Source organism: Pseudoruegeria aquimaris, assembly GCF_900172235.1.
Classification (GTDB): domain Bacteria; phylum Pseudomonadota; class Alphaproteobacteria; order Rhodobacterales; family Rhodobacteraceae; genus Pseudoruegeria; species Pseudoruegeria aquimaris.
Genome location: NZ_FWFQ01000012.1, coordinates 49,951 through 74,902, shown reverse-complemented (window position 1 = coordinate 74,902; position 24,952 = coordinate 49,951). Strand labels below are relative to the sequence as shown.

Genomic DNA, 24,952 nt, shown 5'->3' with positions numbered 1-24,952 from the left:
CATGCAGTTCGGTCTGAGCGAGGAACAGGAGATGATCGTCTCCACGGTGCGCAGCTTCGTGGAGCATGAGATCTATCCCCACGAAGCTGAAGTTGAGCGCAGCGGGCAGGTCCCCCGCGCGCTCGGCGAAGCGATCAAGCGGAAATGCATCGACCTCGGCTTCTACGCCTGCAATTTCCCCGAAAGCGTGGGCGGCGCGGGGCTGTCGCACCTCGATTTCACGCTGGTGGAGCGCGAACTGGGCCGCGGCTCCATGGCGCTCACCCATTTCTTCGGCCGCCCGCAGAACATCCTGATGGCCTGCAACGAGGAGCAGCGCGAACGCTACCTCCTGCCCGCCGTGCGCGGCGAAAGGATGGACGCGCTCGCCATGACGGAGCCCGATGCGGGCTCCGACGTGCGCGGCATGAAATGCGCGGCGCGCCGGGAGGGCGGCGATTGGGTCGTCAACGGTTCCAAGCACTTCATCTCCGGTGCGGAGCACGCGGATTTTTTCATCGTCTTCATCGCCACGGGGGAGGACGACACCCCCAAGGGGCCGAAAAAGCGCATCACCACCTTCCTCGTGGACCGCGGCACGCCGGGGTTCGAGGTGCGCGAGGGCTACACCTCGGTCAGCCACAGGGGCTACAGGAACTACGTGCTCACCTTCGATGACTGCCGCCTGCCGGATGCGCAGGTGCTGGGCGAAGTGGACGGCGGTTTCGCGGTGATGAACGAATGGCTCTACGCCACGCGCCTCACGGTGGCCGCCTTCTGCGTGGGACGGGCACGGCGCTGCTTCGACTACGCGTTGAACTATGCCGCCGAACGCAAGCAATTCGGCCAGCCCATCGGCAAATTCCAGGGCGTAGGCTTCCAGATCGCCGACATGATCACCGAGATCGACGCGGCGGACTGGCTCACGCTCGCCGCGGCCTGGCGGCTCGATCAGGGCCTGCCCGCCAACCGCGAGATCGCCTCCGCCAAGCTCTACGCCTCCGAGATGCTCGCCCGCGTCACCGATGCCACGCTGCAGATCTTCGGCGGCATGGGGCTGATGGACGATTTCCCCATCGAGCGTTTCTGGCGCGATGCGCGGGTGGAGCGCATCTGGGACGGAACCAGCGAAATCCAACGCCACATCATCAGCCGCGATCTGCTGCGGCCACTTGGAGCCTGAGGCCATGAAGAGAGACCTGAGCCGCCTTCTCAAGCCTGCCAGCATCGCCGTCATCGGCGGCGGTGTCTGGGCGGAGAACGTGATCCAGAACTGCCGCGCGCTGGGCTACGTCGGCCCGATCTGGGTCGTCCACCCCACGCGCGACAGCCTCGCGGGCGCCCCGGCCTACCCGAGCGTCGCGGATCTGCCCGAAACGCCGGATGCCGCGCTGATCTGCGTCAACCGCCATGCCTCCATCGACGCGGTGGAGGCGCTCTCGGCGCAGGGCTGCGGCGGCGTCGTCTGCCTCGCCAGCGGTTTCGCCGAGGCCAGCGCCGAGGACGGCTCCGCCTCCGATCTCCAGGCGCGGCTGCTGGAGGCCGCCGGCGAGATGCCCCTCATCGGCCCCAACTGCTACGGCTTCGTCAGCTACCTCGACGGAGTCGCGCTCTGGCCCGACCAGCAGGGCGGGCAGCGGGGCGAAAGCGGGGTGGCGGTGATCAGCCAGTCCTCCAACATCTCCATGAACATCTCGATGACCCAGGGCGGCCTGCCGCTGGCCTACGTGGCCACGGCGGGCAACCAGGCGCAGCTGAGCCTGGCTGCCATCGGCGAAGCGATGCTGGCAGATCCGCGCGTCACGGCGCTGGGGCTGCACATCGAGGGCGTGAACGATACGGCGGCCTTCGAGGCCCTGGCCGAGACCGCGCGGCGGCTGAGAAAGCCGGTTGTGGCGCTGAAGGCCGGGCGCAGCGCGCTGGCGCAGCAGGCCACGATCAGCCACACCGCCTCGCTTGCCGGCAGCGACGCCGGCGCGCGCGCCTTCCTGAAACGGCTCGGCTTCGCGCAGGTCGAAAGCCTGCCGCAACTGCTGGAAACGCTCAAGCTGCTCCATGCCGTCGGCCCGCTTCCGAGCAACCGCATCGCCTCGCTCTCCTGCTCCGGCGGCGAGGCTGGGCTGATCGCCGATGTCGCCGAGGGCCGGGGCGTCTGCTTCCCGCCGCTGAACGCCCGCCAGCGCCGCGATCTGCGCGCCGCCCTCGGGCCGATGGTGGCGCTCAACAACCCGCTCGACTACCACACCTACATCTGGCGCAACACCGAGGCCCTGGGCGAAGCCTTCACCGCGATGCTCGATCCCGATCTCAGCCTCGCCTGCGTGATCATGGATTTCCCCCGCCCGGACCGCTGCGACGGCTCGGACTGGAATTGCGTGATCGAAGGCATGCGCATCGCCCGCAAGGCGCGCCCCACCCCGATGGCGCTGGTGACGACCCTGCAGGACACGATGCCCGAAGCCATGGCCCAGACCCTGCTCGCCGAGGGGATCGCGCCGCTGCACGGTCTGCGCGAGGCGATCACGGCGATCGAAGCCGCCGCCTATCTCGGCGAGAGCCTCGACCGTCCCCCCGCGCCCGCCGTCTGGCCCGCGCCCCGGAACGCCGGGGCGACCCGCGTCCTGAGCGAGGCGGAGGGCAAGGCGATGCTGGCCCGCCACGGCCTCCGCGTGCCGGCCTCGGGGCGCGCCGAAAGCCCCGAGGCGGCCGGGCTGCTGGCGGATCGCTTCGGGGTGCCGGTGGCGCTGAAGGGCGAGGGCGTGGCCCACAAGACGGAGGCCGGCGCGGTGAAGCTGGGCCTCTTGGGCGGCGAGGAAGTGCTGGCAGCCGCCCAGGCGATGCCGGCCGAAAGCTTCCTTGTCGAGGAGATGATCACCGATACGGTGGCGGAACTGCTGATCGGCGTGGTGGCGGACCCGGCCCATGGCTACGTGCTGACGCTGGCCGCCGGCGGCGTCCTGACCGAGCTGCTGGCCGACAGCGCCTCGCTGCTGCTGCCGCTCACCGAGAGCGAGGTGCGCGCCGCGCTGGAAGACCTGAAGATCCACAGGCTGCTGGCCGGCTACCGGGGCATGGCCGCCGCGGACATGGACACCGTGGTGCAGGCGGTGCTTTCGGTGCAGGATTTCGTCGAAGCCCACCGCGGCGCCGTGCAGGAGGTGGAAATCAATCCGCTGATGTGCACCCCCTGGGCCGCCTACGCCGCCGACGCCCTGATCCGCATGAAGGAGGAGCCCGCACCATGAGCGCAGACCCGATCCGGACCCGCCGCGAAGGCGGCATCCTCGAAGTCACCCTCGACCGCCCCAAGGCCAACGCCATCGACCTCGCCACCAGCCGCCTGATGGGTGAAACCTTCCGCGCCTTCCGCGACGACGACGGCCTGCGCGTGGCGATCCTGCGCGCCGAAGGCGAGAAGTTCTTCTGCCCCGGCTGGGATCTCAAGGCCGCCGCGGAGGGCGACGCGGTGGACGGCGACTACGGCGTGGGCGGCTTCGGCGGCCTGCAGGAACTGCCGGGGCTCAACAAACCGGTGATCTGTGCCGTCAACGGCATCTGCTGCGGCGGCGGGCTCGAACTGGCGCTCTCCTGCGACCTGATCCTCGCCAGCACCACCGCCACCTTCGCCCTGCCCGAGATCCGCTCCGGCACCGTGGCCGACGCGGCCTCCGTGAAACTGCCCAAGCGCATCCCCTACCACGTCGCGATGGACCTGCTGCTCACCGGGCGCTGGTTTGACGCAGAGGAGGCGCTGCGCTGGGGCCTGCTGCGGGAAATCTGCGCTCCGGACGCACTGCTGGAAAAGGCATGGGACCTCGCGCGCCTTCTCGAAAGCGGCCCACCCCTCGTCATGGCGGCCATCAAGGAGGTGGTGCGCGAGGCGGAAGACATGAAGTTCCAGGACGCGATGAACCGCATCACCAAGAGCCAGTTTCCCACCATCGAACGGCTCTACAACTCCGAAGACCAGCTGGAAGGCGCCCGCGCCTTCGCGGAGAAACGCGATCCGGTCTGGAAGGGGCGCTGATCCCCTTCCTCTCGCGTCAAATACCTCGGGGGTGCGGGGGCAGAGCCCCCGCCGGCGACAGCCGGTCCAGGATCCGCGCCGATGCAGCCTCAAGGCGCAGGATGGGCAGCCCGGTCTCCACGTGGATCTCCTCACCCGCGGGCGCGAAGGCGCGGGCGGCGTAGAAGGCGCGGGCGGGCCGGTTTTCGGTGAACACGAACACGTGGAGTTCGGGCGCCGTCGTCGCCGCCCAGGCCAGGAGCCGGCTGCCGATGCCGCGCCCCTGGTATGCCGGATCCACGAAGAGCCCGGCCACCTCGGCGCCGTGGACGCTGATGAAACCCTCCGGCGTTCCCGGCGCGCCGATGACGCGGCTGCGGGTTGCGGGCAGGTAATGAGTCCGGAGGTTGCCTTGTTCCGCCGCGATGAAGCTTTCGGGCAAGGCCGGCGCGCCGCCGCGCAGGGCCGCGCCGTAGAGCGTGCAGAGGGCCGCCACGTCCCGTGGCAGCACTGCGCGCGGGGGGCGGGCCGATGCGATCACCGGTCCGCCGCCGCCGATCTTACAGGTTCGGGTAGAGCGGGAAGGCCTTGCACAGCTCGGCCACCTTCGCACGCACGGCGGCTTCCACGTCGCCGTTGCCCTCTTCGCCGTTGGCGGCGAGCCCGTCCACCACTTCCACGATCCAGTCCGCGATCTGGCGGAACTCGACCTCGGTGAAGCCACGGGTGGTGCCGGCCGGGGTGCCGAGGCGGATGCCCGAGGTCACCATCGGTTTTTCCGGGTCAAACGGGATGCCGTTCTTGTTGCAGGTGATGTGGGCGCGGCCAAGCGCCTTCTCGGTGGCATTGCCCTTCACGCCTTTGGGGCGCAGGTCCACGAGCATCACGTGGGTGTCGGTGCCGCCGGTTACGATGTCGAGCCCGCCCTTCATCAGCTGGTCCGCCAGCGCCACGGCGTTCTTGCGCACCTGCTGCTGGTAGATCTTGAACTCGGGCCGCAGGGCCTCACCGAAGGCGACGGCCTTGGCCGCGATCACATGCATCAGCGGGCCGCCCTGGATGCCGGGGAAGATAGCGGAGTTGACCTTCTTCGCGATCGTTTCGTCGTTCGTCAGGATCATGCCGCCGCGCGGGCCGCGCAGGGTCTTGTGCGTGGTGGTGGTGGCCACGTCGGCATAGGGGAAGGGCGAGGGGTGCTCGCCGGCGGCCACGAGGCCGGCGAAATGGGCCATGTCCACCATCAGGTAGGCGCCCACGCTGTCGGCGATCTCGCGGAACCTGGCGAAATCGATCTGGCGCGGAATGGCGGAGCCGCCGGCGATGATCAGCTTGGGCTTGTGCTCATTGGCGAGCGCCTGCACTTGGTCGTAGTCCAGCAGGCTGTCCTGCTGGCGCACGCCGTATTGCACGGCGTTGAACCACTTGCCCGACTGGTTCGGCTTGGCGCCGTGGGTCAGGTGGCCACCGGCGTCCAGCGACATGCCGAGGATGGTGTCGCCCGGTTGCAGCAGCGCGGTGAAGACGCCCTGGTTGGCCTGGGAGCCGGAGTTGGGCTGCACGTTGGCGAACTCGCAGCCGAAGAGCTGCTTGGCGCGCTCGATGGCCAGGTTCTCGGCCACGTCCACGTATTGGCAGCCACCGTAGTAGCGGCGGCCCGGGTAGCCCTCGGCGTATTTGTTCGTCATCACCGAGCCCTGGGCTTCCATGACGGCGGCGGAGACGATGTTTTCCGAGGCGATCAGTTCGATCTCGTCGCGCTGACGGCCGAGCTCGTTCTGGATCGAGCCGAACAGCTCGGGATCGCGGGTTGCGAGGGATTCGGTGAAAAAGCCGCTGTCGCGCATTGCGTCGGTCATGGAGGTCTCCCAGAGGAACAAGAAGCGAGGTTGGCGCTATGTAACGAAAGTTTTTCTCCATCAAAAGCCCGGAAAACGACGCAGCCCCCCCGGCCTGCGGCATGGGTGAGGCGGAAAGGGGCCTTGTGTTTCCTTTCGGAGATCGCAAACTGGCCGCGGAAACAAGGGGGCAGCCATGCCGCAAGGGCCGAGGATCTGTTTTACCGCCAGCCGGGGCGAGATGGCGCAGGCCGCGCATCGTGCGCTTCAGAAGCGATTCGGTTCGGTGGATGCAAAGGAGGCGGAGGTGATCGTCGCGCTCGGGGGCGATGGCTTCATGCTCCAGACGCTCCACGCCACCCAGGCGCTGGACGTGCCCGTCTACGGCATGAACTGCGGCACCGTGGGCTTCCTGATGAACGAATACCGCGAGGACGATCTGCTAGAGCGCCTCGGCGAAGCGCAGGAAGAGGTGATCAACCCGCTTTCCATGCGCGCCGAAACCAGCGACGGCTCCGTCCACCATGCCCTTGCGATCAACGAGGTCTCGCTGCTGCGGGCCGGGCCACAGGCCGCCAAGCTGCGCATCACGGTGGACGGGCGCGTGCGCCTGCAGGAACTGGTCTGCGACGGGGCGATGCTCAGCACGCCGGCCGGATCCACCGCCTACAACTATTCCGCCCACGGGCCGATCCTGCCGATCGGCTCCGACGTGCTGGCGCTCACCGCCGTGGCGGCCTTCCGCCCGCGGCGCTGGCGCGGCGCGCTGCTGCGCAACACCTCCACCGTGCGCATCGACGTGCTGGAAGCCGAGAAACGCCCGGTGATGGCCGATGCCGACAGCCGCTGGGTGGAGAACGTGCTGGCGGTGGAAATCCGCTCGGAGCCCGAGATCCGCCACCGCATCCTGTTTGATCCCGGCCACGGGCTGGAGGAACGGCTTCTGAGCGAACAGTTCGTCTAGGCCATCTTCAGCCCCCGGATGGCGACCCTCCGGTGCTTTCGAAGCGCTTCATGGCGGCCAAGACCTGCCACGGATCGAGCATCGCGCGCCTTTTCCAAATCGCCAGCCCTCGGGGAGGGGCTGACGATGGCCGGGCCGCTGCGCGGCTGTTCACCGGCTTGCTTGCAGAGAAAATGGGTCTGTGCAGGGTCTGGTTTCGTCCCTGGGCTCCGACCGGACCTTCGCTGCACATGAGGCGAATGGCAGCTACCGGTTCGGGGAAGCGGCTCCGCCACACACGCGCCGAAGCCATCCGCAACCTACGCTTGTCCGCAAGGTTTGGCCCCGCCGAAAGACGGAGGGGCCAAACACCTGCTTGCGCCTTGCCTATTTCGACGGAAACCCGATCGCGGCCAGCGCGCTCTTGATCTCGTCGATGATGGCCGGATCGTCGATGGTGGCGGGCATCTTGAACTCCTTGCCGTCGGCGATGGAGACCATGGTGCCGCGCAGGATCTTGCCCGAGCGTGTCTTGGGCAGGCGGTCCACCACCGTGGCCAGCTTGAAGGCCGCCACGGGCCCGATCTTCTCGCGCACCAGCTTGACGACTTCCTGCGTGACCTCCTCGGCGGAGCGCTGCGTGCCGGCGTTGAGGCAGAGGAAGCCCAGCGGCAGCTGGCCCTTCAGCGGATCGGAAACCCCGATCACGGCGCATTCCGCCACGTCCGGGTGGCTGGCGAGAACCTCTTCCATGGCGCCGGTGGAGAGGCGGTGCCCGGCCACGTTGATGACGTCATCGGTGCGGGCCATGATGTAGAGGTAGCCGTCTTCGTCGATGTAGCCGGCGTCGCCGGTCTCGTAGTAGCCGGGGAAGTTGTCGAGGTAGCTCTTGCGGAAGCGGTCCTCGGCGTTCCAGAGGTTGGGCAGGGTGCCCGGCGGAAGCGGCAGCTTGATCGTGATCGCCCCCAGTTCGCCCGCGGGCAGGGGCTTGCCGGCATCGTCGAGAATGGCGAACTCGTAGCCCGGCACCGGAACGGACGGCGAGCCCAGTTTCACCGGAAGCTGCTCGATCCCCAGCGGGTTGCAGAGCGCGGGCCAACCGAGTTCCGTCTGCCACCAGTGGTCGATCACCGGCACGCCGAGCTGATCCTGCGCCCAGACGATGGTGTCGGGATCGGCGCGCTCACCGGCGAGGAACAGGGCTTTCAGCCCGGAGAGATCGTATTTCTTCACGAATTCCCCGGTGGGATCTTCGCGCTTGATGGCGCGGAAGGCCGTGGGCGCGGTGAAGAAGGTGCGCACGTTGTATTCTTCGATGACGCGCCAGAAGGTGCCGGCGTCCGGCGTGCCCACCGGCTTGCCCTCGAAGACGACCGTCGTGTTGCCGTGCACCAGCGGTGCGTAGCAGATGTAGCTGTGGCCCACGACCCAGCCCACGTCGGAGGCGGCCCAGAAGACCTCGCCGGGTTCGGCGTTGTAGAGGTTCTTCATCGACCAGTTCAGCGCCACCAGCTGCCCGGCGGTGTGCCGGATCACGCCCTTGGGCTGCCCGGTGGTGCCGGAGGTGTAGAGGATGTAGCTCGGGTGGTTGCCCGGAACCGGGACGCATTCGGCAGGTTCCACGCCGTATTGGAAGGCGTGCCAGTCCACGTCGCGGCCCTCGATCAGCTTCGCCACCTCCTGCTCGCGCTGCAGGATCACGCAGAAGTCGGGTTTGTGCGTGGCTGCTTCGATGGCGCCGTCCAGAAGGGGTTTGTAGTGCACCACGCGGCCCGGCTCGATGCCGCAGGAGCCGGCGATGATGCACTTGGGCTTCGCGTCGTCGATGCGCACCGCCAGTTCGTTGGCCGCGAAGCCGCCGAACACCACAGAGTGCACCGCGCCGATGCGGCCGCAGGCGAGCATCGCCTCCAGCGCCTCGGGCACCATCGGCATGTAGATCACCACGCGGTCGCCCACGCCCACGCCCTTGGCGCGCAGGGCGCCGGCGAGGCTGGCCACGCGATCCTTCAGCTCGGCGAAGCTGATGGTGTGCTTGGTGTGGGTGACGGGGCTGTCATAGATGATGGCTGTCTGGTCGCCGCGCCCGGCCTCCACGTGGCGGTCGACAGCGTTGTAGCAGGTGTTCACCTCCGCGTCGGCAAACCACTCGTAGAGGGGCGCGTTCTCATCGAACAAGGCCTTGCTGGGCTTCTTGAACCAGGAGATCTCCTCGGCTGCTTCCATCCAGAAGGCTTCCGGGTCGGATTTCCACCGGTCATAGGTTTCTTGGTAACTCACGGCAGGCTCCTCTTCCTTCCGCTCACGCTCTCGCGAACTGTGTAGCCCGCGGCTTTCCGGAAGGGCAAGCCTGCCCGCTGCGCCGGTTTGACACTTTTAGCGCTAACTGCCTGTAAAGGCGTTTACAGATTGCCGCGTCGCAGCGTCAAATTCCTGTAAAACATGGAAAAATTCGCTGCGGCGCAGGGAGGGAGGTCGTCAATCAGCCGTAGTGGGCCACCGGGGTGCCGGCCACGGCCGACATGTTCAGCAGGCCGCGCGCGGTGATCGACGGGGTGACGATATGGGCGCGGTTGCCCATCCCCATCAGGATCGGGCCGACTTCGAGCCCGTTGCCCTTCACCTTCAGGATGTTGCGCACGGCGGAGGCCGCGTCGGTGGAGGTGAAGACGAGCACGTTGGCCGCGCCCTCGAAGCGGCTGCCGGGGAAGACCCGGTCGCGCAGGGCCTGGTCGAGCGCGTTGTCGACGTGCATCTCCCCTTCGTAGAGGAAATCGCGCGGCTCGGAATCGAGGATCTCCAGCGCGGCGCGGGCCAGGCGGCCGGAGGTGCAGGCGTGGTTGCCGAACTGGGAGTAGGAGCACAGCGCGATGCGCGGCTCCAGCCCGAAGCGCCGCACGTGGCGTGCGGCGCCGATCACGTTCTCGGCGATCTGCTCCGGCGTCGGTTCGGTGTGGACATGGGTGTCGGCGATGAAGAGCGGCCCGTCCTCGAGGATCATCAGCGAGAGGGCGCCCACAGGGTGCAGCCCGCCGGTGCCCAGAACCTGCGTCACGTAGTTCAGGTGCCACTGGTATTGGCCGAAGGTGCCGCAGATCAGGCTGTCGGCGTCGCCCCTGTGCACCGCCACGGCGCCGATGGCGGTGGTGTTGGTGCGCATGATCGCCTTGGCGAGATCCGGCGTCACCCCCTTGCGGGCCATCAGGCTGTGGTAGGTTTCCCAGTAGTCGCGGTAGCGGTGATCCTGCTCGGGGTTGATGAGCACGAAATCCTGGCCCGGCCGGATCGACAGCCCAGCCCGTTCGAGCCGGGTTTCCACCACCTCGGGGCGGCCGATGAGGATCGGCTTGTCGGTGGTTTCCTCCAGCATGGCCGAGGCGGCGCGCAGCACGCGCTCGTCTTCGCCCTCGGCGAATATAATCGTGCGCTCGGCCTTGGCGGCCGCTTCGAAGACGGGGCGCATGATGAGCGCCGATTTGAACACCGAGGCGTCCAGCTTTCGCTTGTAGGCGGCCACGTCGGGCAGGGGGCGCGTGGCGACGCCGCTTTCCATCGCGGCGGAGGCCACGGCGGTGGCCACCACGCCCATCAGGCGCGGGTCGAAGGGCTTGGGGATCAGGTAGTCGGCGCCGAAGGTCAGTTGCTCGCCCTTGTAGGCGGCGGCGGCCTCCGCCGAGGTCGTGGCGCGGGCCAGTTCGGCGATGCCCTCGACGCAGGCGACCTTCATTGCGTCGTTGATCTCGGTCGCGCCCACGTCCAGCGCGCCGCGGAAGATGAAGGGGAAGCAGAGCACGTTGTTGACCTGGTTGGGGTAGTCCGACCGGCCGGTGGCGATGATCGCATCCGGTTTCGCCTCGCGGGCCACCTCGGGCAGGATCTCGGGCGTCGGGTTCGCCAGCGCGAAGATGATCGGGCGATCGGCCATCTTGGCGGCCATCTCGGCGGTCAGAACGCCGGGGCCGGAGAGGCCGAGGAACAGGTCCGCGCCCTCGATCACCTGATCCAGCCTGCGCAGATCGGTGGCCTGCGCGTATTCCGCCTTCTGCGGCGTCATCTCTTCTTCGCGCCCCTCGTAGACGACCCCCGCGATGTCCACGAGCCAGACGTTCTCGCGCTTCACGCCCAGCTTCAGCAGCATGTTGAGGCAGGCGATGCCAGCCGCGCCGCCCCCGGTGGACACGACCTTGATGTCCTCGAAGCGCTTTCCGGCCACGCGCAGCGCGTTCAAAGCCGCCGCGCCCACCACGATGGCGGTGCCGTGCTGATCGTCGTGGAAGACGGGAATGTTCATCCGCTCGCGGCAGATCTTCTCGACGATGAAACAGTCCGGTGCCTTGATGTCTTCGAGGTTGATCGCGCCGAAGGTGGGCTCCAGCGCGCAGACGATCTCGGCCAGTTTCTCCGGGTCCTTTTCGTCCAGCTCGATGTCGAAGCAGTCGATGTTGGCGAATTTCTTGAAGAGGACGGCCTTGCCCTCCATCACCGGCTTGGAGGCCAGCGCGCCGATGTTGCCCAGCCCCAGCACCGCCGTGCCGTTGGAGACGACGGCCACGAGGTTGCCGCGTGCGGTGTAGCGGCTGGCCAGCGCCGGATCTTCTTTGATCTCGACGCAGGCCTCGGCGACGCCGGGCGAATAGGCGAGCGAGAGGTCGCGGCCGTTGGCCAGCGGCTTGGTGGCCCGCACCTCGAGTTTCCCGGGCTTGGGGTGCTCGTGGTAGAAGAGGGCGGGGGTCTGGGGTTTGTCCTGCGGTGCGTCGCTCACGATGGTCTCCCGGGCCAAGGGCGTTTAGTTTAGCATTAAACTATCCTTCAAGGGCGATACTCCCTCCTTGCCATCGCGTCAACATGGCATCGCGGCGCGGGCAAAAGGGTGCCCAAGGGGCGGCCCGCCGGGGCATGGGAAGAAGGGTGAAAAGGGCGCAGGACTTCAATAGACTGCTTGCATCTGGCCCGGGTCGGGGGCAAGAAACCTGACCGACAAGTCAAATTCGATAGCCGAGGAGTGCCCGATGTCCTTGCTGGAAGCTGCCCTCGCGGTGCGCGAGAAAGCCTATGCCCCCTATTCGAAGTTCAAGGTCGGCGCCGCGGTCCGGGGCGCGGACGGCAGGATCTATGCCGGGTGCAACGTGGAGAACGTGGCCTATCCGGAAGGCACCTGCGCGGAGGCCGGCGCCATCGCGCTGATGGTGGCCAGCGGGGAAACCCGGCTCTCCGAGGCGCTGATCGTCGCCGACAGCCCGCTCCCGGTGAGCCCCTGCGGCGGCTGCCGCCAGAAGCTCGCGGAGTTCGGGGCGCCCGACACGCAGATCACCATGACGACGCTCGACGGCAACACGCGCACGATGAGCCTTGCCGAGATCATCCCCGGCGCTTTCGGGCTGGCGCACATGGAAAGCGAGTGAGCGTGGACGCCCGCGCGATCATAGCCAAGGTGCGCAGCGGCGAAAGCCCGACCCCGGAAGAGATGGGCTGGTTCGCCGAGGGGCTGTCGGACGGGGCCGTGACGGATGCGCAGGCCGCGGCCTTCGCCATGGCGGTGCTGCTGAACGGGCTGAGCGAGGAGGGCCGCGTCGCGCTGACCCGCGCGATGCGCGATTCCGGTGATGTGCTGGCCTGGGATCTGCCCGGCCCGGTGCTCGACAAGCATTCGACCGGCGGCGTCGGCGATTGCATCTCCCTTCTGCTGGCGCCGGCGCTGGCCGCCGCCGGGGCCTACGTGCCGATGATCTCGGGCCGCGGTCTCGGCCACACCGGAGGCACGCTCGACAAGCTCGAAGCGATCCCCGGCGTGAACACGCAGGTTGAAATCGCGCGGCTGAGGCGGATCGTGGAGAACACCGGCTGCGCCATCGTCGGCGCCTCGGCCCGCATCGCGCCGGCCGACAAGCGGCTCTACGCGATCCGCGACGTGACGGCGACCGTGGAAAGCGTGGATCTGATCACCGCGTCGATCCTCTCCAAGAAGCTGGCCGCCGGGCTCGATGCGCTCGTGCTCGACGTGAAATGCGGCTCCGGTGCCTTCATGAAGACGCCGGAAGAAGCGATCGCGCTGGCCGACGTGCTGGTGCGCACCGCCAACGGGGCGGGCTGCCCGACGCGCGCGCTGGTGACGGACATGAGCCAGCCCTGCGCCACCAGCCTCGGCAATGCGCTGGAGGTGATGGAGGTCATGGCGGTTCTCACCGGCGAGGCCGGAAACCCGGTGCTCACCGATCTGACCGTTGCGCTGGGGGGCGAGCTTCTGGCCCTCGGCGGAGCGGCCACCGACAGCGCGGCGGGGCAGACGGCCATCGCCGATGCGCTGCAGAGCGGGGCGGCGGCGGAGCGGTTCGGCCGGATGATCTCGGAGCTGGGCGGGCCGGGCGATTTCGTGGAGCATTGGCGGGACCGCCTGCCGGCGGCGCCCGTGGTCGTGGACGTGATGCCTCAGGTGCGCGGCCGGCTTGCGGCTGTGGACGGAGAGCGCCTCGGCCAGGCCGTGGTGCGTCTGGGCGGCGGGCGGTTGCGGCAGGACGATCGCATAGATCCGGCGGTGGGGCTTTCCAACATGCTGCGGCTCGGCGAGGCGGTGGACCCGCACACGCCGCTCTGCCGCATCCATGCCGCCAGCATGGCGGATGCGGAGCAGGCCGCCGCGGCGATCCGCAGCGCCTGCACGGTTCAGGAGGCGGCGCCCGAGCCGGTGCCGCTGGTTTTCAGGAGGCTGGGCTGATGGCGCGTGCCTTTCTCGTGGTGCTGGATTCCGTGGGCTGCGGCGGCGCGCCCGATGCGGCGGATTTCGGCGATGCCGGCAGCAACACGCTTGCCCATATCGCACGCGAATGTGCGCAGGGGCGGGCCGAGGACGGGCGTTCCGGCCCGTTGCACCTGCCCAATCTGGACGCGCTCGGCCTCGGCGCGGCCATCGCGCTGGCCTCGGGCGAAGCCGCGCCGGGGCTGGGCGCCGCACCGCGTGGGCTCTGGGGGGCGGGCACCGAGGTTTCGCCCGGCAAGGATACCCCTTCGGGCCACTGGGAGCTTGCCGGCCTGCCGGTGCCGTGGGATTGGCACTACTTCCCCGATACCAACCCCTGTTTTCCGCCGGAGCTGGTGGCCGAAGTCTGCCGGGTGGCGGGCACCGAAGGCATTCTCGGCAATCGCCATGCCTCGGGCACCGTGGTGATCGCCGAAGAGGGCGCGCGCCACGTCGAGACGGGCTGGCCGATCTGCTACACCTCCGCCGACAGCGTGTTCCAGATCGCCGCGCATGAGGAACACTTCGGGTTGGAACGCCTTCTGAAGCTTTGCAAGGATCTCGCGCCGCTGCTGCACGGGATGAAGGTGGGTCGCGTCATCGCGCGCCCCTTCGTGGGCGATGCGCAAATCGGTTTCACCCGCACCACGAACCGCAAGGATTTCGCGATCCTGCCGCCGCAGGACACGCTGTGCGATTGGGCGCAGAAGGCGGGCCGCAAGGTGCATGCCGTCGGCAAGATCGGTGACATCTTCTCGATGCGCGGCATCGACGACGTGCGCAAGGGCAGCGACGCCGCGTTGATGGAGCATCTTCTCGAGGTGATGGACCTTGCCGAGGAGGGCAGTTTCACATTCGCCAATTTCGTGGAGTTCGACAGCCTCTACGGCCACCGGCGCGACGTATCCGGCTACGCCCGCGCGTTGGAGTGGTTCGATGCGCAGGTGCCGCGCCTGCTGGCGCGCCTGCGTGACGGCGATCTGATCCTCTTCACCGCCGATCATGGCAACGATCCCACCTGGCACGGCACCGATCACACCCGCGAGCGGGTGCCGGTGCTGGGCGCAGGCGTGGGCGAAAAAGCGATTGGGCAGGTGGGTTTTGCCGATGTGGCGGCGTCCATCGCCGATCATCTGGAGATACCGGCACAGGGGCCGGGAAGGAGTTTTCTATGAGTGTCACCGATCTGCCGAAGGTCGAACTGCACCTGCACATCGAGGGCGCGGCGCCGCCGGCCTTCATCCGGGGGCTGGCGCAGGAGAAGGGTGTGAACCTCACCGGGGTGTTCGACGAACAGGGCAACTATGCCTTCACCGATTTCTGGCACTTCCTGAAGGTCTATGAGGCCGCCACGGAAGTTCTGAAGACGCCCGAGGATTTCGGCCGCCTCACCCGTGCCGTGCTGGAGGAAAGCGCGGCCAACGGGGTGATCTACACCGAGGCGTTCCTTTCGCCCGATTTCTGCGGGGGCGGCGATCTGGGTGCGTGGAAGGAGTATCTCCATGCCATCGAGGAAGCGGCCCGTGCAGCGGAGGCCGCCGACGGCATCATCCTGAAGGGCATCGTGACTCCCGTGCGGCATTTCGGCCCCGAGAAGGCAAAGAAAAGCGCGCTCTGCGCGGCCGAGACGGCGGGCAGCTTCATCACCGGCCTCGGCATGGGCGGCGACGAGAAGGCCGGCAAGCCGGGCGATTTCGCCTATGCCTTCGACATGGCCCGCGAGGCCGGCCTGCGGCTCACCTGCCATGCTGGCGAGTGGGGCGGCCCGGAAAGCGTGCGGCAGGCGCTGGACGATCTGCGGGTCGAGCGCATCGGCCACGGCGTGCGCGCCATCGAGGATCCGGCGCTGGTGGAGCGGCTGGCCGAGGACGGCATCGTGCTGGAGGTCTGCCCCGGCTCCAACGTGGCGTTGGGGCTTTACAAGACATGGCAGGATCACCCCGTCGAGCGGCTGCGCGAAGCGGGGGTGAAGGTCACGGTCTCCACTGACGATCCGCCCTTCTTCCACACCACGATGAACCATGAATACGATCGCCTCGCCGATACCTTCGGTTGGGACGAAGGCAGTTTCGCCGAGATCAACCTGACCGCCGCCCGCGCGGCCTTCTGCGATGAAGAGACCCGCGCGGCCCTGATCAAACGCCTGGAGGCCGCAAATGACTGATCACCTCACCGTCGTCGACCACCCGCTCGTGCAGCACAAGCTTACCCACATGCGCGAGGCGGGGGCCTCCTCGAGCAAGTTCCGCCGCCTGCTGCGGGAGATCAGCCAGCTTCTGGCCTACGAGATCACGCGGGAGATGGAGATGACGACCAAGCGCATCGACACCCCGCTTCAGCCGATGGACGCCCCGGTGCTGGCCGGCAAGAAGCTCGCCCTGATCTCGATCCTGCGCGCGGGCAACGGGCTGATGGACGGCATCCTCGAACTGATCCCCTCCGCGCGGGTCGGCTTCGTCGGGCTCTACCGTGACGAGGAGACGCTGCAGCCGGTGCAGTATTACTTCAAGGTGCCCGACAGCCTTGAGGATCGCCTCGTGATCGCCGTGGATCCGATGCTGGCCACGGGCAATTCCTCGGTCGCGGCCATCGATCTGCTGAAGAAGGCCGGGGCCAACAACATCCGCTTCCTCTGCCTTCTGGCCGCCCCCGAGGGTGTGGCCCGGATGAAGGAGGCGCACCCGGATGTGCCCATCGTGACGGCCGCGCTCGACGAGCGGCTGAACGAGATGGGCTACATCGTCCCCGGGTTGGGGGATGCGGGCGATCGGATGTTCGGGACGAAATAATCCATCGATTCGGAGACAGTGGGTTTACAGATTCGGCAATATCCTGCGTCCTGACACAACATTTTGTGGGGGGGCAGCGATGCGAGCAGTAAAGACCGCCGCCCTCGGACTGGCCGTAATTCTTGCGAGTGCCACTCTCGCGCCGGGCCAGTCTCTGAGGGATTCCACCGGGCCTGCCGAATTTCCGCCGGCAAGCTTCAAAGGCACCCAATACGTCGACAGCAGGGGTTGCGTCTTCGTGCGAGCCGGGGTCGGTGACGCGGTGACATGGGTGCCGCGGGTGACGCGGGATCGCAAGATGGTCTGCGGCGCCAAACCCACCTTCGCCACGGCCCAGCCACAGCAGGTGCCGGTGATCAAGGATCCGCCCGCCAGCGCGGCTCCGAAGGCGGCCACGGCCGCCACGGCGGCGCCCAAGCCGGCGCCGACCCCCGCCCCCAAGCCCAAACCGGCCGCGCCGGCCGCGGCCACGGCCGCCACCGCACCGGCCAAGGCGGCGCCCAAACCCGCGCCCAAATCGACCCGCTCCACGGGCCGCGCCGCCAGCGAGGAATGCCCGGGCGCCTCCGTGATTTCGCGGCAGTACATCGGCGACGGCAGCCGCTACGAGGTGCGTTGCGGCCCGCAGAAGGATCACCCCGGCAGCTACGGCGTGGGTCCGCGCGTGGCGCCGAAATCCCCGGTATCGCCGCAGTCCCGTGTCATCCGTCCGGCGGTGCCGCAGCTTCCGAAGGGCTACCGCCCGGCCTGGGATGACGACCGGCTGAACCCCTATCGCGCCCGCCGCACGGCGGAAGGCGAAGCGCAGATGCGCCTCGTCTGGACGGACACCGTGCCGCGCCAGCTCGTGGAGGTGGAGGCCGGGCAGGACAAGCTCCTGAAGCAGGCGCAGATCCAGTATCGCAAGGCCAACCCGCAATATGCGCGGGCCAAGGCACCGAAACCCGAAACCGCCCGTGCCAAGGCGCAGCCCGCCAAGGCGCGCTGGGTGCAGGTGGGGGCCTTCGGCAACCCGGCCAATGCCGAGGCCAGCGCCAAGCGTCTCCAGAAGCTCGGGCTGCCGGTGCGCTACGGCAAATACAGGAAGAACGGCAAGGAGATGAAGCTGGTGCTCGCCGGGCCGTTCACGAGCCAGAAGGATTTGTCCCGCGCGATGCAGAAGGCCAGGGCTGCGGGATTCAAGGATGCGGTCTACCGCAAGTAGTTAGGCAGGCGAAGAAGAGAGGGGGCCTCGGGTGCAAACTGGCACGCGGGGCCCCTTCCGCTTTGTGCCCGCCTCGTGCCGGCCCCGCTTGTTTGGGGGGCTCTGCCCCCGCCGCGCCTTCGGCCCGGCTCCCCCGGGATATTTCCGGAAGGAAGTGGGATCAGAGATCCTCTTCGAACGGGTCCCATTCGTCGGCGACTTCCGGAAGCGCCTCGGCGGCAGCTTCGGCGGCGATCTCCTGCGCGGTGCGGATGTCGGTGATGCGGGCCTGCGGGAAGGCGCTCAGCACGGCCTGCACCATCGGGTGCTCGCGCGCTTCGGCTTCGAGCTTCAGGCGTTCGGCATCGCGCTCCTCGGCGATGGTGCGCCCGCCGCCTTCGTTCTCGACGATCACCGCCCAGCGGGCCCCCGTCCAGTTCTGAAGCTTGCTGCCGAGGCGCTGCGCCAGATCGGGCGGCGCGTCGGGCGTGGGCTGGAAGGTGATGCGGCCCGGGCTGTAGGAAATCAGGCGCAGGCAGGTTTCGATTTCCACGAGGAGTTTCACGTCCCGGTGGCGGCGGATGAGTTCGAGCACCTGCGGAAAGCGGGCATAGCGGGCCAGCGCGTTTTCCGGATCCTCGGCCACCGCGAGGGCGGCGCGCGGCCCGGAGCCGCCCGAAGGCGCGCCGCCGTGGCCGCCGCGGGCGATGGGAGCGCCTGAGCCGGCGCCGCCGGATGACGGTGCGCCGGGCTGGCCGCCGGGCGAAGGCGGCGGCGGGCCGTCCTGCAGTTTCTGCACCAGTTCGCCGGGGGTGGGCAGGGTGGACACATGGGTGAGGCGGATCAGCGCCATCTCCGCCGCCATCATCGTGTTGGGTGCGAGGGCGACCTCTTCCAGCGCCTTCAGCAGCATCTGCCACATGCGCGTGAGGGTCGGAATAGACAAGGTTTCGGCAAGCGCCTGCCCGCGCGCGCGCTCGTCGGGAGAGACCGTCGGATCCTCCACCGCGTCGGGGGTGATCCGGATCATCGAGATCCAGTGGGTGATCTCGGCGAGATCGCGCAGCACGGCCATCGGGTCCGCGCCGTCGGCATATTGCGCGGCCAGTTCCTGCAGCGCGCCGGCGGCATCGCCCTTCATCACGAGATCGAAGAGATCCAGCACCCGGCCGCGATCGGCCAGCCCCAGCATGGCGCGCACCTGTTCGGCGGTGGTTTCGCCGGCGCCGTGGGCGATGGCCTGGTCCAGCAGGCTCATGGCGTCGCGCACGGAGCCCTCGGCGGCGCGGGTGATCAGGGCCAGCGCGTCATCGGCGATCCGGGCGTTTTCCTTTTCGGCCACGCTCCTGAGGTGCGCGATCATCACCTCCGGTTCGATCCGGCGCAGATCGAAGCGCTGGCAGCGCGACAGCACCGTGACGGGCACCTTGCGGATCTCGGTGGTGGCGAAGATGAACTTGACGTGGGCCGGGGGCTCTTCCAGCGTTTTCAGCAGCGCGTTGAAAGCGCTGTTGGAGAGCATGTGCACCTCGTCGATGATGTAGATCTTGTAGCGCGCCGAGGCCGCGCGGTAGTGCACCGAATCGATGATCTCACGGATGTCGCCCACCCCGGTGCGCGAGGCGGCGTCCATTTCCATCACGTCCACGTGGCGCCCCTCGGCGATGGCCACGCAGTGCTCGCAGACGCCGCAGGGCTCGGTGGTGGGGCCGCCGGTGCCGTCGGGGCCGACGCAGTTCATCCCCTTGGAGATGATGCGCGCGGTGGTGGTTTTGCCGGTGCCGCGGATGCCCGTCATGATGAAGGCCTGCGCGATGCGGTCGGCCTGGAAGGCGTTCTTCAGGGTGCGCACCATCGCGTCCTGCCCGATCAGGTCGGCGAAGGTGGCCGGGCGGTATTTGCGGGCAAGAACCTGGTAGGCGGTTTCGGCGGTGTCGGACATTTCGGCTCCCTGATGGTTGGGGAGACCCTAAATCTGCCGTGCTCCGGCTTCAAGCTTGGCGGCGGCCTTCCGGGGCGCTAACCTGTGGATGGCCCTGCCTCGGGGGGCGTCTGATCCGCGGAAAGCTGCAAGGCACCCGAGAGACACGCGAAGCCTGACCATTAGGTTTTTGCCCGGCCCGGACGGCAGCGGATCACAGGGCCCCTTGCGGGAGAAACCGGATGCCCCAAACCCTCGATCACCTGAGCCGCGCGGCGCGGCGCCTTCAGAAATCCCACGCCGCCGGTGACTCCGATGCGCTCCGTCGCCTGCGTCTGCACCCGCCGCGCCGGGATGCGGGGGCGCTCAAACTGGCCGATTATCTTCACGTCATCGCACCGGAGAACGGTTTCGAAAGCTGGCCGAAGCTGAAGTTCGCAGCAGAGCCCGAGATGGCGGCCTTCCTGGCGACATGGGCCGAGGATCATCCGGAGCGGGTTTCGGAGGGTGGCATTGTCTGATCGCTTCGTCATCCGCAGGGTGCCGGCGGGCGCAGGGGAGATCGGCATCGCGCCGCTCCCCGGGCGCGGTGGCGATCTGGCGGCCGATCTCCGGGCCATTGCCGATTTCGCCCCCGCTTTCGTGATATCCTGCACCGAAGCGGCCGAGATGGGCTGCGCAAGGGCCCTGCCCGCGGGCCTTGCGGCGGCAGGCATCGGCTGGCGGCGGTTTCCGATCGCCGATTTCGGCGTGCCCTCGGAACGGACGGCGCAGGCATGGCCCGCCTTGCAGGCCGAGGCGCTGGCGGTTCTGGCCGGGGGCGGCCGCGTGCTGGCCCATTGTCACGGCGGGCGCGGGCGCTCGGGCATGGTGGCTCTGGCGTTGCTCATGGCACTGGGGCAGGCGGAGCCATTCGCCCATCTGCGCCGCCATCACCCGCAGGCGGTGGAGACGGAGGCGCAGAGGCTTTGGGCGGAAGGGGTGAACGAGGGATGAAGGGATGAGGCGGCCGGGATGACAGGCGGACCAGCATCGCTTCGCAGGTGGCTCTGGCCGCTGCTTGCGCTCTGGCTGGGATGCCAGATCTGGGCGGTGTCGCAGCTTTGGGAAGCGCCCACGGGCGACGGTTTCACGCGGGGGATGAACAGGATCACCGGGTTCCTGGCCGGGCAGCTCGTGGCCGGTCTCCTCGCGATCTTCTGCTGGCAGGCCGGAAGTGGCGGCGGGAGCCGCTTGGCCCGGTGGGCGGCGCGGCTTCCGGCGCTCGTGGCACTCGCTTGGGTGCTGGGAATCGCCGGGTTGATCGGCTGGGCCTGGATCACCCATCCCGGCCCCTAGCAGGCCACCCGAGGGGGGCGGCCTGACCGGGGCCGTTTCAACTCTTTCCGCGCCGATCCCGTTCGCGCATCGCCTCGCGGACGATCTTGCCGAACTGCCTGTCCCGATGGCGGGCCTCGGCGATGGTTTCGCTGTTGCGCCTGTCCTCGGCACGCAGTTTCTGCCAGCGGCGCAGGCGGTCGGCCTCCAGACGGCCCTCGGCGATCGCCGCCTGCACCGCGCAGCCGGGCTCGCCTTCGTGGCGGCAATCGGAGAAGCGGCATTGCTCGGCCAACTCGGCGACGTCGGAAAACACCGCGTCGATCCCCTCTTCGGCGGCCTGAAGGCGCAGGGCGCGCAGGCCGGGGGTGTCGATCAGCCAGCCGCCGTGGCTGGCGCGAAGGAAATCGCGGCGGGTGGTGGTGTGGCGGCCCTTGGCGTCGTCCTCGCGAATGCCGCCGGTGCCCTGCGCCCCGCCGCAGAGGGTGTTGGCGAGGGTGGATTTGCCCACGCCGGAGGAGCCCAGCAGCACGGCCGTCTGGCCCTTGCGCCACCAGTCGGTGAGCGGGGCCACCTGCGCCGGGTCGCGGGCGTCGAGCAGTTGGACGGCGAGGCCCGGCATCAGCGCTTCGCCGCGGGCGCGCCAGTCTTCGCGCGCCTCGGTGCCGGCGCAGCCATCGGCTTTCGTCATCACGAGAACGGGGGTGATGCCGGCCTGTTCGGCCAGAGCGAGGTAGCGTTCCAGCCGGCGCGGGTTGAAATCGGCGTTGCAGCTGGTGGTGATGAACATCACGTCCACGTTCGCCGCCAGAAGCTGCTGCCGTGCATCGGTTCCCGCGGCGCGGCGGGCCAGCGTCGTGGCGCGGTCGAGGAGGGTGATGACCCGGAGGGTTTCGGGCTCCACCATCAGCCAGTCGCCGATGGCATAGGCGCCGGTTTCCTGCCCGCCGGGCAGGGTGAGCGCCGCCGGGCCGGCCGTGCCGATGGCTTCGAGCCGGTCGCGATGCACCGCGCTCACGCGCATGGGCTGCAGGGTTTCAAGCGCCTCGATGTCGAGTTGCTGCATGAAGTGGGCCGACCATCCGAGGTCGGCGAGGGTATGGGTAAGCATTGGTCTGCCTGAGTTGAAAAGACAAACGCGCCCATCGCCGCGATGCGGGGGCGGGCACGGTGGCTCAGGCGAAGGTGGTGGCGTCAGCCTGCGGTGCGTGTGGCGCGCGGGGCAGGGTGGGCGTCAGCGGTTCCCGGCCTGAGCGGGCAGTGTGACAGTCATCTACTTTCCCTTCTCAAGCGGTTGCGGTTCCGGGGTGCGCCAGCGGTGACGGCAAGGTGAGAGGTTGGACAACGACCCAAACGGGACTCGTTACGGCTGCTTCCTTCCGGACCTGACCGGGTTGGCGAGGCGTTTGCCCGCGCCAACCTCTCACCGGGTCAGATAGGCGGTTTCGGCGCCGAGTGCAAGAGGGGCGCGGCCGGGGATCGGGCAGAGGAGAGCGCATGGGTAAGCGCCCCGGGCGGGCGGTCCGCGGGGGCGTCAGGTTTCGGTGAGCGGGCCGAAGAAGGCCGGCAGCCCGCGCAGGACATCGCCGCTCTGGCGGGCGCGCGCCTGCGTCCAGCCGCCCTGCACGAGGAACATCAGGTGCTCGGCCTGCCGCCGGGCCGCCTCGGGCGCGAGGCCAAGGCGCAGGGCATGGGTTTCGACCCGGTGACGCCAGCTTTCGAAGATCTCCGCCGCCACCGCCCGGAAACTTTCGTTCTCCGGCCCGTCGAACAGCACCGAGGAGATCGGACAGCCGCGCCAGTCCGGGTAGAGATCGAACAGCTTCGCCAGCTTGAAGCAGAGCGTGGTGGCGCCGCCGGTGAAATCCGCGGCCGGGGTGAAAGCGTCGTCGATGATCCCGAGCATGCCGGCCGAGGCCCAGCGGGCGGCGGCAACGGCCAGATCAGCCTTCCCGGCGGGGAAGTGGTGATAGAGCGAGCCTTTCGGCACGCCGCTCTCGGCCAGGATCTCGGCCAGCCCGGTGCCGTGGTAGCCCTTCTGGCGAAAAAGCCGGGCGGCGGTTTCGGTGAGGCGGGACTTGGTGGCGGGCGCGGTCGGGGGCATGGCGGCAGTCTACCGGGGCTGGACCGATTGGTCCAGTCGTGCTATTGGACCAATCGGTCCAGTGCGCTGCCACGGCGTGCCGGAAACAATCGGGAGGGCAGCAGATGAGACACCTGAGACTGGCGGAGACCCGCGCCACCATGGAAGAGATCCGCTTTCCCTGCGACGGCGCCGAGTTGAGCGGCCGCCTGTTCCGCCCCTCCCACGCGCCGAAGGCCGCGATCGTGATCCACGGCGCCACCGGCGTGCCGCAGGGGTTCTACCGGCCCTTCGCCGAGTGGCTCTCCCGCGAGGGCTACGCCTGCCTGACCTACGATTACCGGGATTTCGGCGCCAGCGCGGTGAAGCCGCCGAAAGACTCCGAGGCGACGATGGCGATCTGGGGCCTGAAGGATCAGCCGGCGGCGCAGGAGGCCCTTGAAACGCGGGTGCCCGGCGTGCCGGTCTGGGTGATCGGCCATTCGCTGGGCGGGCTGATGATCCCGTTCCAGCAGGGGGCGGGCCGGCGGCTTTCGCGCGTCATCACCGTGGCTTCGGGCCCGGTGCATTTCTCCGATCACCCGCTGCGCTACAAGCCCGTGACGGCGGCCTTCTGGTATGGCCCCGGGCCCCTGGCCACGGCGATGCTTGGCTACCTGCCGGGCCGCGCGATGGGGCTTGGGCCGGATCTGCCGGCCGGGGTCTACTGGCAGTGGCGGCGCTGGTGCACCACGCCCGGCTTCAACGCCTGCGACGTGGGCAGGGATCTGCCCGAGCCGGACCCCGCGGCGGTGCAGTGCCCGGTGAAACACGTGGCCGTGGCCGATGACGTGATGGTGCCCCCGGCGGCCGTCTGGCGTCTGATGCAGCTCTACCCGGAAGCCCCCAAGCGCCAGCTGACCCTGCGGCCGGCCGATTTCGGGCTGAAGCGGATCGGGCACATCGGCATGTTCAACGGCCGTAACGCCGCGACATGGCCCGCGATCATCGCCTGAGCTTTGGTCAGAACCGCTGACCGATGTAAACGTAGGTGGCGCTGCCGCCGTTGGCGTTCCAGGCCATGTCGATCGCGAAGTCCAGCGGGAACTGCCTGCTGATCCTGACCCGCAGCCCGAGGCCGGCGGCCGCGCGGGTTTCGGAGCCAATCACGTCGGACAGATCGTTGCCCACGGCCCCGACCCCTCCAAATACAGCGTAGCCGAAGCGATCGGTGAAGGCGCCGCGGTATTCGGCCTGCGCGGAGAGCAGGGCGTCGCCGATGAACTGCGTCGAGGGGTAGCCGCGGAAGCCGTCGACGCCGCCGAGGCCGCAGGAATCGTAGAAGGGAGCGGTTTCCGAGGCACCGCAGGCGGCGAATCTCACCGCCAGCGCATCGCCGTCGCGGGGCATCGGGCGGTAGTGATCGAAGAGCAGCGTGGCCTTGTTGTATTCCCGGCTGCTGCTCGTCATGAAGCCTCGGCTCGTGCGCAGCGCGAGGTGGGTGCCGCTGGTGGCGAAGATCGTGTCGTCGCGCGTATCGTAGTCGAAGGTCGCGCCGAAGGTGAAGATCCCGAGGGACTGGTCGTCGTTGATGTCCGGTGGCAGCCCGCTGCCCCCCGAGCGCAGGGTGATGTCGGTTACGAGGTAGCGCATGTGCATGCCGAAATTGATGTCCGGCGTGACGCCGTAGGCGAGGTTGGCCTGCACGAGGTTGCCCGTCTGGTTCAGCGGGATCGGCGCGCCGAGCACGAAGAGATCGTAGTTGGCATCCAGTGCTCCGGCGGCGAAGCCGAATTTCCAGCGGTTGTCGTCCAGCGCGAAATTCCCGGCCAGCGCGTAGCCCGAGGTGCCGTTGTCGGTGCGCATGCCGCCGATGCCGAAGAAGGAGGTATCGCTGCCCTCGTCGGCATCGAACAGGTAGCCCGTCACCAGAACGAGGCCCGAGCCGAGGGTGGGATTGGACAGCGGGATCGGCGCGACGACGACCGAGCCCGAACGCAGCCCGTATTCGGCTTCGTCGTAATCCTTGATGCCGGACAGCGCCCCGTCGGGCAGGCTGCTCTGGGCGGTGGCCGCAGGTGGGGCCGCGAGGCCGGCAAGCAGGGCCAGCACCGGTGCCGCGGATCGGATCGTCATGGGCCTGTCCTTCGCTGGGTTGCGCCGCGGTGGCGGCGGAAGACACCG

Annotated in this window: 22 protein-coding genes and 1 other RNA gene; 14 read left to right on the top strand and 9 right to left on the bottom strand. The window is 68.4% G+C overall.

From position 1 onward, the window contains the following. Nucleotide 1: 1 nt before the first annotated feature. The 3 genes from PSA7680_RS09900 to PSA7680_RS09890 are packed head-to-tail and all read left to right on the top strand — an operon-like array spanning nucleotide 2 to nucleotide 4,006. Nucleotides 2–1,162, top strand: coding sequence for an acyl-CoA dehydrogenase family protein (locus tag PSA7680_RS09900; RefSeq protein WP_085868550.1), 1,161 nt, complete (start codon nucleotides 2–4; stop codon nucleotides 1,160–1,162). A 4-nt stretch (nucleotides 1,163–1,166) separates the two neighbouring features. Next, nucleotides 1,167–3,224 (top strand): acetate--CoA ligase family protein, encoded by a 2,058-nt coding sequence (locus tag PSA7680_RS09895; protein ID WP_085868549.1) that lies wholly within the window; start codon nucleotides 1,167–1,169, stop codon nucleotides 3,222–3,224. After that, on the top strand, nucleotides 3,221–4,006 hold the full coding sequence (locus tag PSA7680_RS09890) for a carnitinyl-CoA dehydratase (RefSeq protein ID WP_085868548.1): 786 nt from the start codon (nucleotides 3,221–3,223) through the stop codon (nucleotides 4,004–4,006). Before PSA7680_RS09895 ends, PSA7680_RS09890 begins: the two co-directional genes overlap by 4 nt. Before the next feature lie 16 nt (nucleotides 4,007–4,022). Here PSA7680_RS09890 and PSA7680_RS09885 read toward each other — a convergent pair whose 3' ends face one another. After that, on the bottom strand, nucleotides 4,023–4,526 hold the full coding sequence (locus tag PSA7680_RS09885; RefSeq protein WP_176244113.1) for a GNAT family N-acetyltransferase: 504 nt from the start codon (nucleotides 4,524–4,526) through the stop codon (nucleotides 4,023–4,025). Nucleotides 4,527–4,545: 19 nt separating this feature from the next. Continuing rightward, complete coding sequence (gene glyA / locus PSA7680_RS09880; protein WP_085868585.1) at nucleotides 4,546–5,841, bottom strand: serine hydroxymethyltransferase; 1,296 nt, start codon at nucleotides 5,839–5,841, stop codon at nucleotides 4,546–4,548. Nucleotides 5,842–6,016: 175 nt separating this feature from the next. Between glyA and PSA7680_RS09875 the strand changes: the two genes are divergently transcribed. Beyond that, nucleotides 6,017–6,784 (top strand): NAD kinase, encoded by a 768-nt coding sequence (locus tag PSA7680_RS09875; protein ID WP_085868546.1) that lies wholly within the window; start codon nucleotides 6,017–6,019, stop codon nucleotides 6,782–6,784. Between the two features lie 366 nt (nucleotides 6,785–7,150). On the opposite strand, the gene PSA7680_RS09870 is transcribed toward PSA7680_RS09875, so the two are convergent. After that, nucleotides 7,151–9,043, bottom strand: coding sequence for a propionyl-CoA synthetase (locus tag PSA7680_RS09870; RefSeq protein ID WP_085868545.1), 1,893 nt, complete (start codon nucleotides 9,041–9,043; stop codon nucleotides 7,151–7,153). A 202-nt stretch (nucleotides 9,044–9,245) separates the two neighbouring features. After that, nucleotides 9,246–11,525, bottom strand: a complete 2,280-nt coding sequence (locus PSA7680_RS09865; RefSeq protein WP_085868584.1) for an NADP-dependent malic enzyme — start codon at nucleotides 11,523–11,525, stop codon at nucleotides 9,246–9,248. Nucleotides 11,526–11,733: 208 nt separating this feature from the next. Between PSA7680_RS09865 and PSA7680_RS09860 the strand changes: the two genes are divergently transcribed. From PSA7680_RS09860 to PSA7680_RS09835, 6 genes are all read left to right on the top strand, one after another. Then, a complete protein-coding gene (locus PSA7680_RS09860) occupies nucleotides 11,734–12,165 on the top strand; it encodes a cytidine deaminase (RefSeq protein ID WP_275936526.1) in 432 nt (143 codons plus the stop codon). A 2-nt stretch (nucleotides 12,166–12,167) separates the two neighbouring features. Beyond that, nucleotides 12,168–13,475: a thymidine phosphorylase gene (locus PSA7680_RS09855; RefSeq protein WP_085868543.1), complete on the top strand. Its 1,308-nt coding sequence runs from the start codon at nucleotides 12,168–12,170 to the stop codon at nucleotides 13,473–13,475. Then, the gene (locus PSA7680_RS09850; protein ID WP_085868542.1) at nucleotides 13,475–14,671 is read left to right on the top strand and encodes a phosphopentomutase; all 1,197 of its coding nucleotides are present in this window, start codon (nucleotides 13,475–13,477) and stop codon (nucleotides 14,669–14,671) included. The genes PSA7680_RS09855 and PSA7680_RS09850 overlap by 1 nt, the downstream gene beginning before the upstream one ends. After that, entirely contained in the window at nucleotides 14,668–15,660 is a 993-nt protein-coding gene (locus PSA7680_RS09845) for an adenosine deaminase (RefSeq protein ID WP_085868541.1), read from the top strand. Before PSA7680_RS09850 ends, PSA7680_RS09845 begins: the two co-directional genes overlap by 4 nt. Beyond that, nucleotides 15,653–16,285, top strand: coding sequence for a uracil phosphoribosyltransferase (upp, locus tag PSA7680_RS09840; protein WP_085868540.1), 633 nt, complete (start codon nucleotides 15,653–15,655; stop codon nucleotides 16,283–16,285). Before PSA7680_RS09845 ends, upp begins: the two co-directional genes overlap by 8 nt. Nucleotides 16,286–16,523: 238 nt before the next feature. Then, a complete protein-coding gene (locus tag PSA7680_RS09835) occupies nucleotides 16,524–17,489 on the top strand; it encodes an SPOR domain-containing protein (protein ID WP_139838604.1) in 966 nt (321 codons plus the stop codon). A gap of 160 nt (nucleotides 17,490–17,649) precedes the next feature. On the opposite strand, the gene PSA7680_RS09830 is transcribed toward PSA7680_RS09835, so the two are convergent. Next, nucleotides 17,650–19,410 (bottom strand): DNA polymerase III subunit gamma/tau, encoded by a 1,761-nt coding sequence (locus PSA7680_RS09830; protein ID WP_085868538.1) that lies wholly within the window; start codon nucleotides 19,408–19,410, stop codon nucleotides 17,650–17,652. A 221-nt stretch (nucleotides 19,411–19,631) separates the two neighbouring features. On the opposite strand from PSA7680_RS09830, the gene PSA7680_RS09825 reads away from it, so the two are divergent. The 3 genes from PSA7680_RS09825 to PSA7680_RS09815 are packed head-to-tail and all read left to right on the top strand — an operon-like array spanning nucleotide 19,632 to nucleotide 20,727. Beyond that, nucleotides 19,632–19,910 (top strand): hypothetical protein, encoded by a 279-nt coding sequence (locus PSA7680_RS09825; protein ID WP_085868537.1) that lies wholly within the window; start codon nucleotides 19,632–19,634, stop codon nucleotides 19,908–19,910. After that, complete coding sequence (locus tag PSA7680_RS09820; RefSeq protein ID WP_139838603.1) at nucleotides 19,903–20,385, top strand: protein-tyrosine phosphatase family protein; 483 nt, start codon at nucleotides 19,903–19,905, stop codon at nucleotides 20,383–20,385. The genes PSA7680_RS09825 and PSA7680_RS09820 overlap by 8 nt, the downstream gene beginning before the upstream one ends. Nucleotides 20,386–20,403: 18 nt before the next feature. Next, a complete protein-coding gene (locus PSA7680_RS09815; RefSeq protein WP_085868535.1) occupies nucleotides 20,404–20,727 on the top strand; it encodes a hypothetical protein in 324 nt (107 codons plus the stop codon). Between the two features lie 37 nt (nucleotides 20,728–20,764). On the opposite strand, the gene rsgA is transcribed toward PSA7680_RS09815, so the two are convergent. The 3 genes from rsgA to PSA7680_RS09800 all read right to left on the bottom strand — a co-directional run bounded on the left by rsgA (nucleotide 20,765) and on the right by PSA7680_RS09800 (nucleotide 22,810). After that, nucleotides 20,765–21,817, bottom strand: a complete 1,053-nt coding sequence (gene rsgA, locus PSA7680_RS09810; RefSeq protein WP_085868534.1) for a ribosome small subunit-dependent GTPase A — start codon at nucleotides 21,815–21,817, stop codon at nucleotides 20,765–20,767. A 216-nt stretch (nucleotides 21,818–22,033) separates the two neighbouring features. Beyond that, nucleotides 22,034–22,132: signal recognition particle sRNA small type (ffs, locus tag PSA7680_RS09805), an RNA gene on the bottom strand. Between the two features lie 108 nt (nucleotides 22,133–22,240). Beyond that, nucleotides 22,241–22,810, bottom strand: a complete 570-nt coding sequence (locus PSA7680_RS09800) for a TetR/AcrR family transcriptional regulator (protein ID WP_085868533.1) — start codon at nucleotides 22,808–22,810, stop codon at nucleotides 22,241–22,243. A gap of 104 nt (nucleotides 22,811–22,914) precedes the next feature. On the opposite strand from PSA7680_RS09800, the gene PSA7680_RS09795 reads away from it, so the two are divergent. Continuing rightward, nucleotides 22,915–23,784 (top strand): alpha/beta hydrolase family protein, encoded by an 870-nt coding sequence (locus PSA7680_RS09795; RefSeq protein WP_085868532.1) that lies wholly within the window; start codon nucleotides 22,915–22,917, stop codon nucleotides 23,782–23,784. 7 nt (nucleotides 23,785–23,791) lie between these two features. On the opposite strand, the gene PSA7680_RS09790 is transcribed toward PSA7680_RS09795, so the two are convergent. After that, the gene (locus PSA7680_RS09790; RefSeq protein WP_085868531.1) at nucleotides 23,792–24,904 is read right to left on the bottom strand and encodes a BamA/TamA family outer membrane protein; all 1,113 of its coding nucleotides are present in this window, start codon (nucleotides 24,902–24,904) and stop codon (nucleotides 23,792–23,794) included. Between the last annotated feature and the right edge of the window lie 48 nt (nucleotides 24,905–24,952).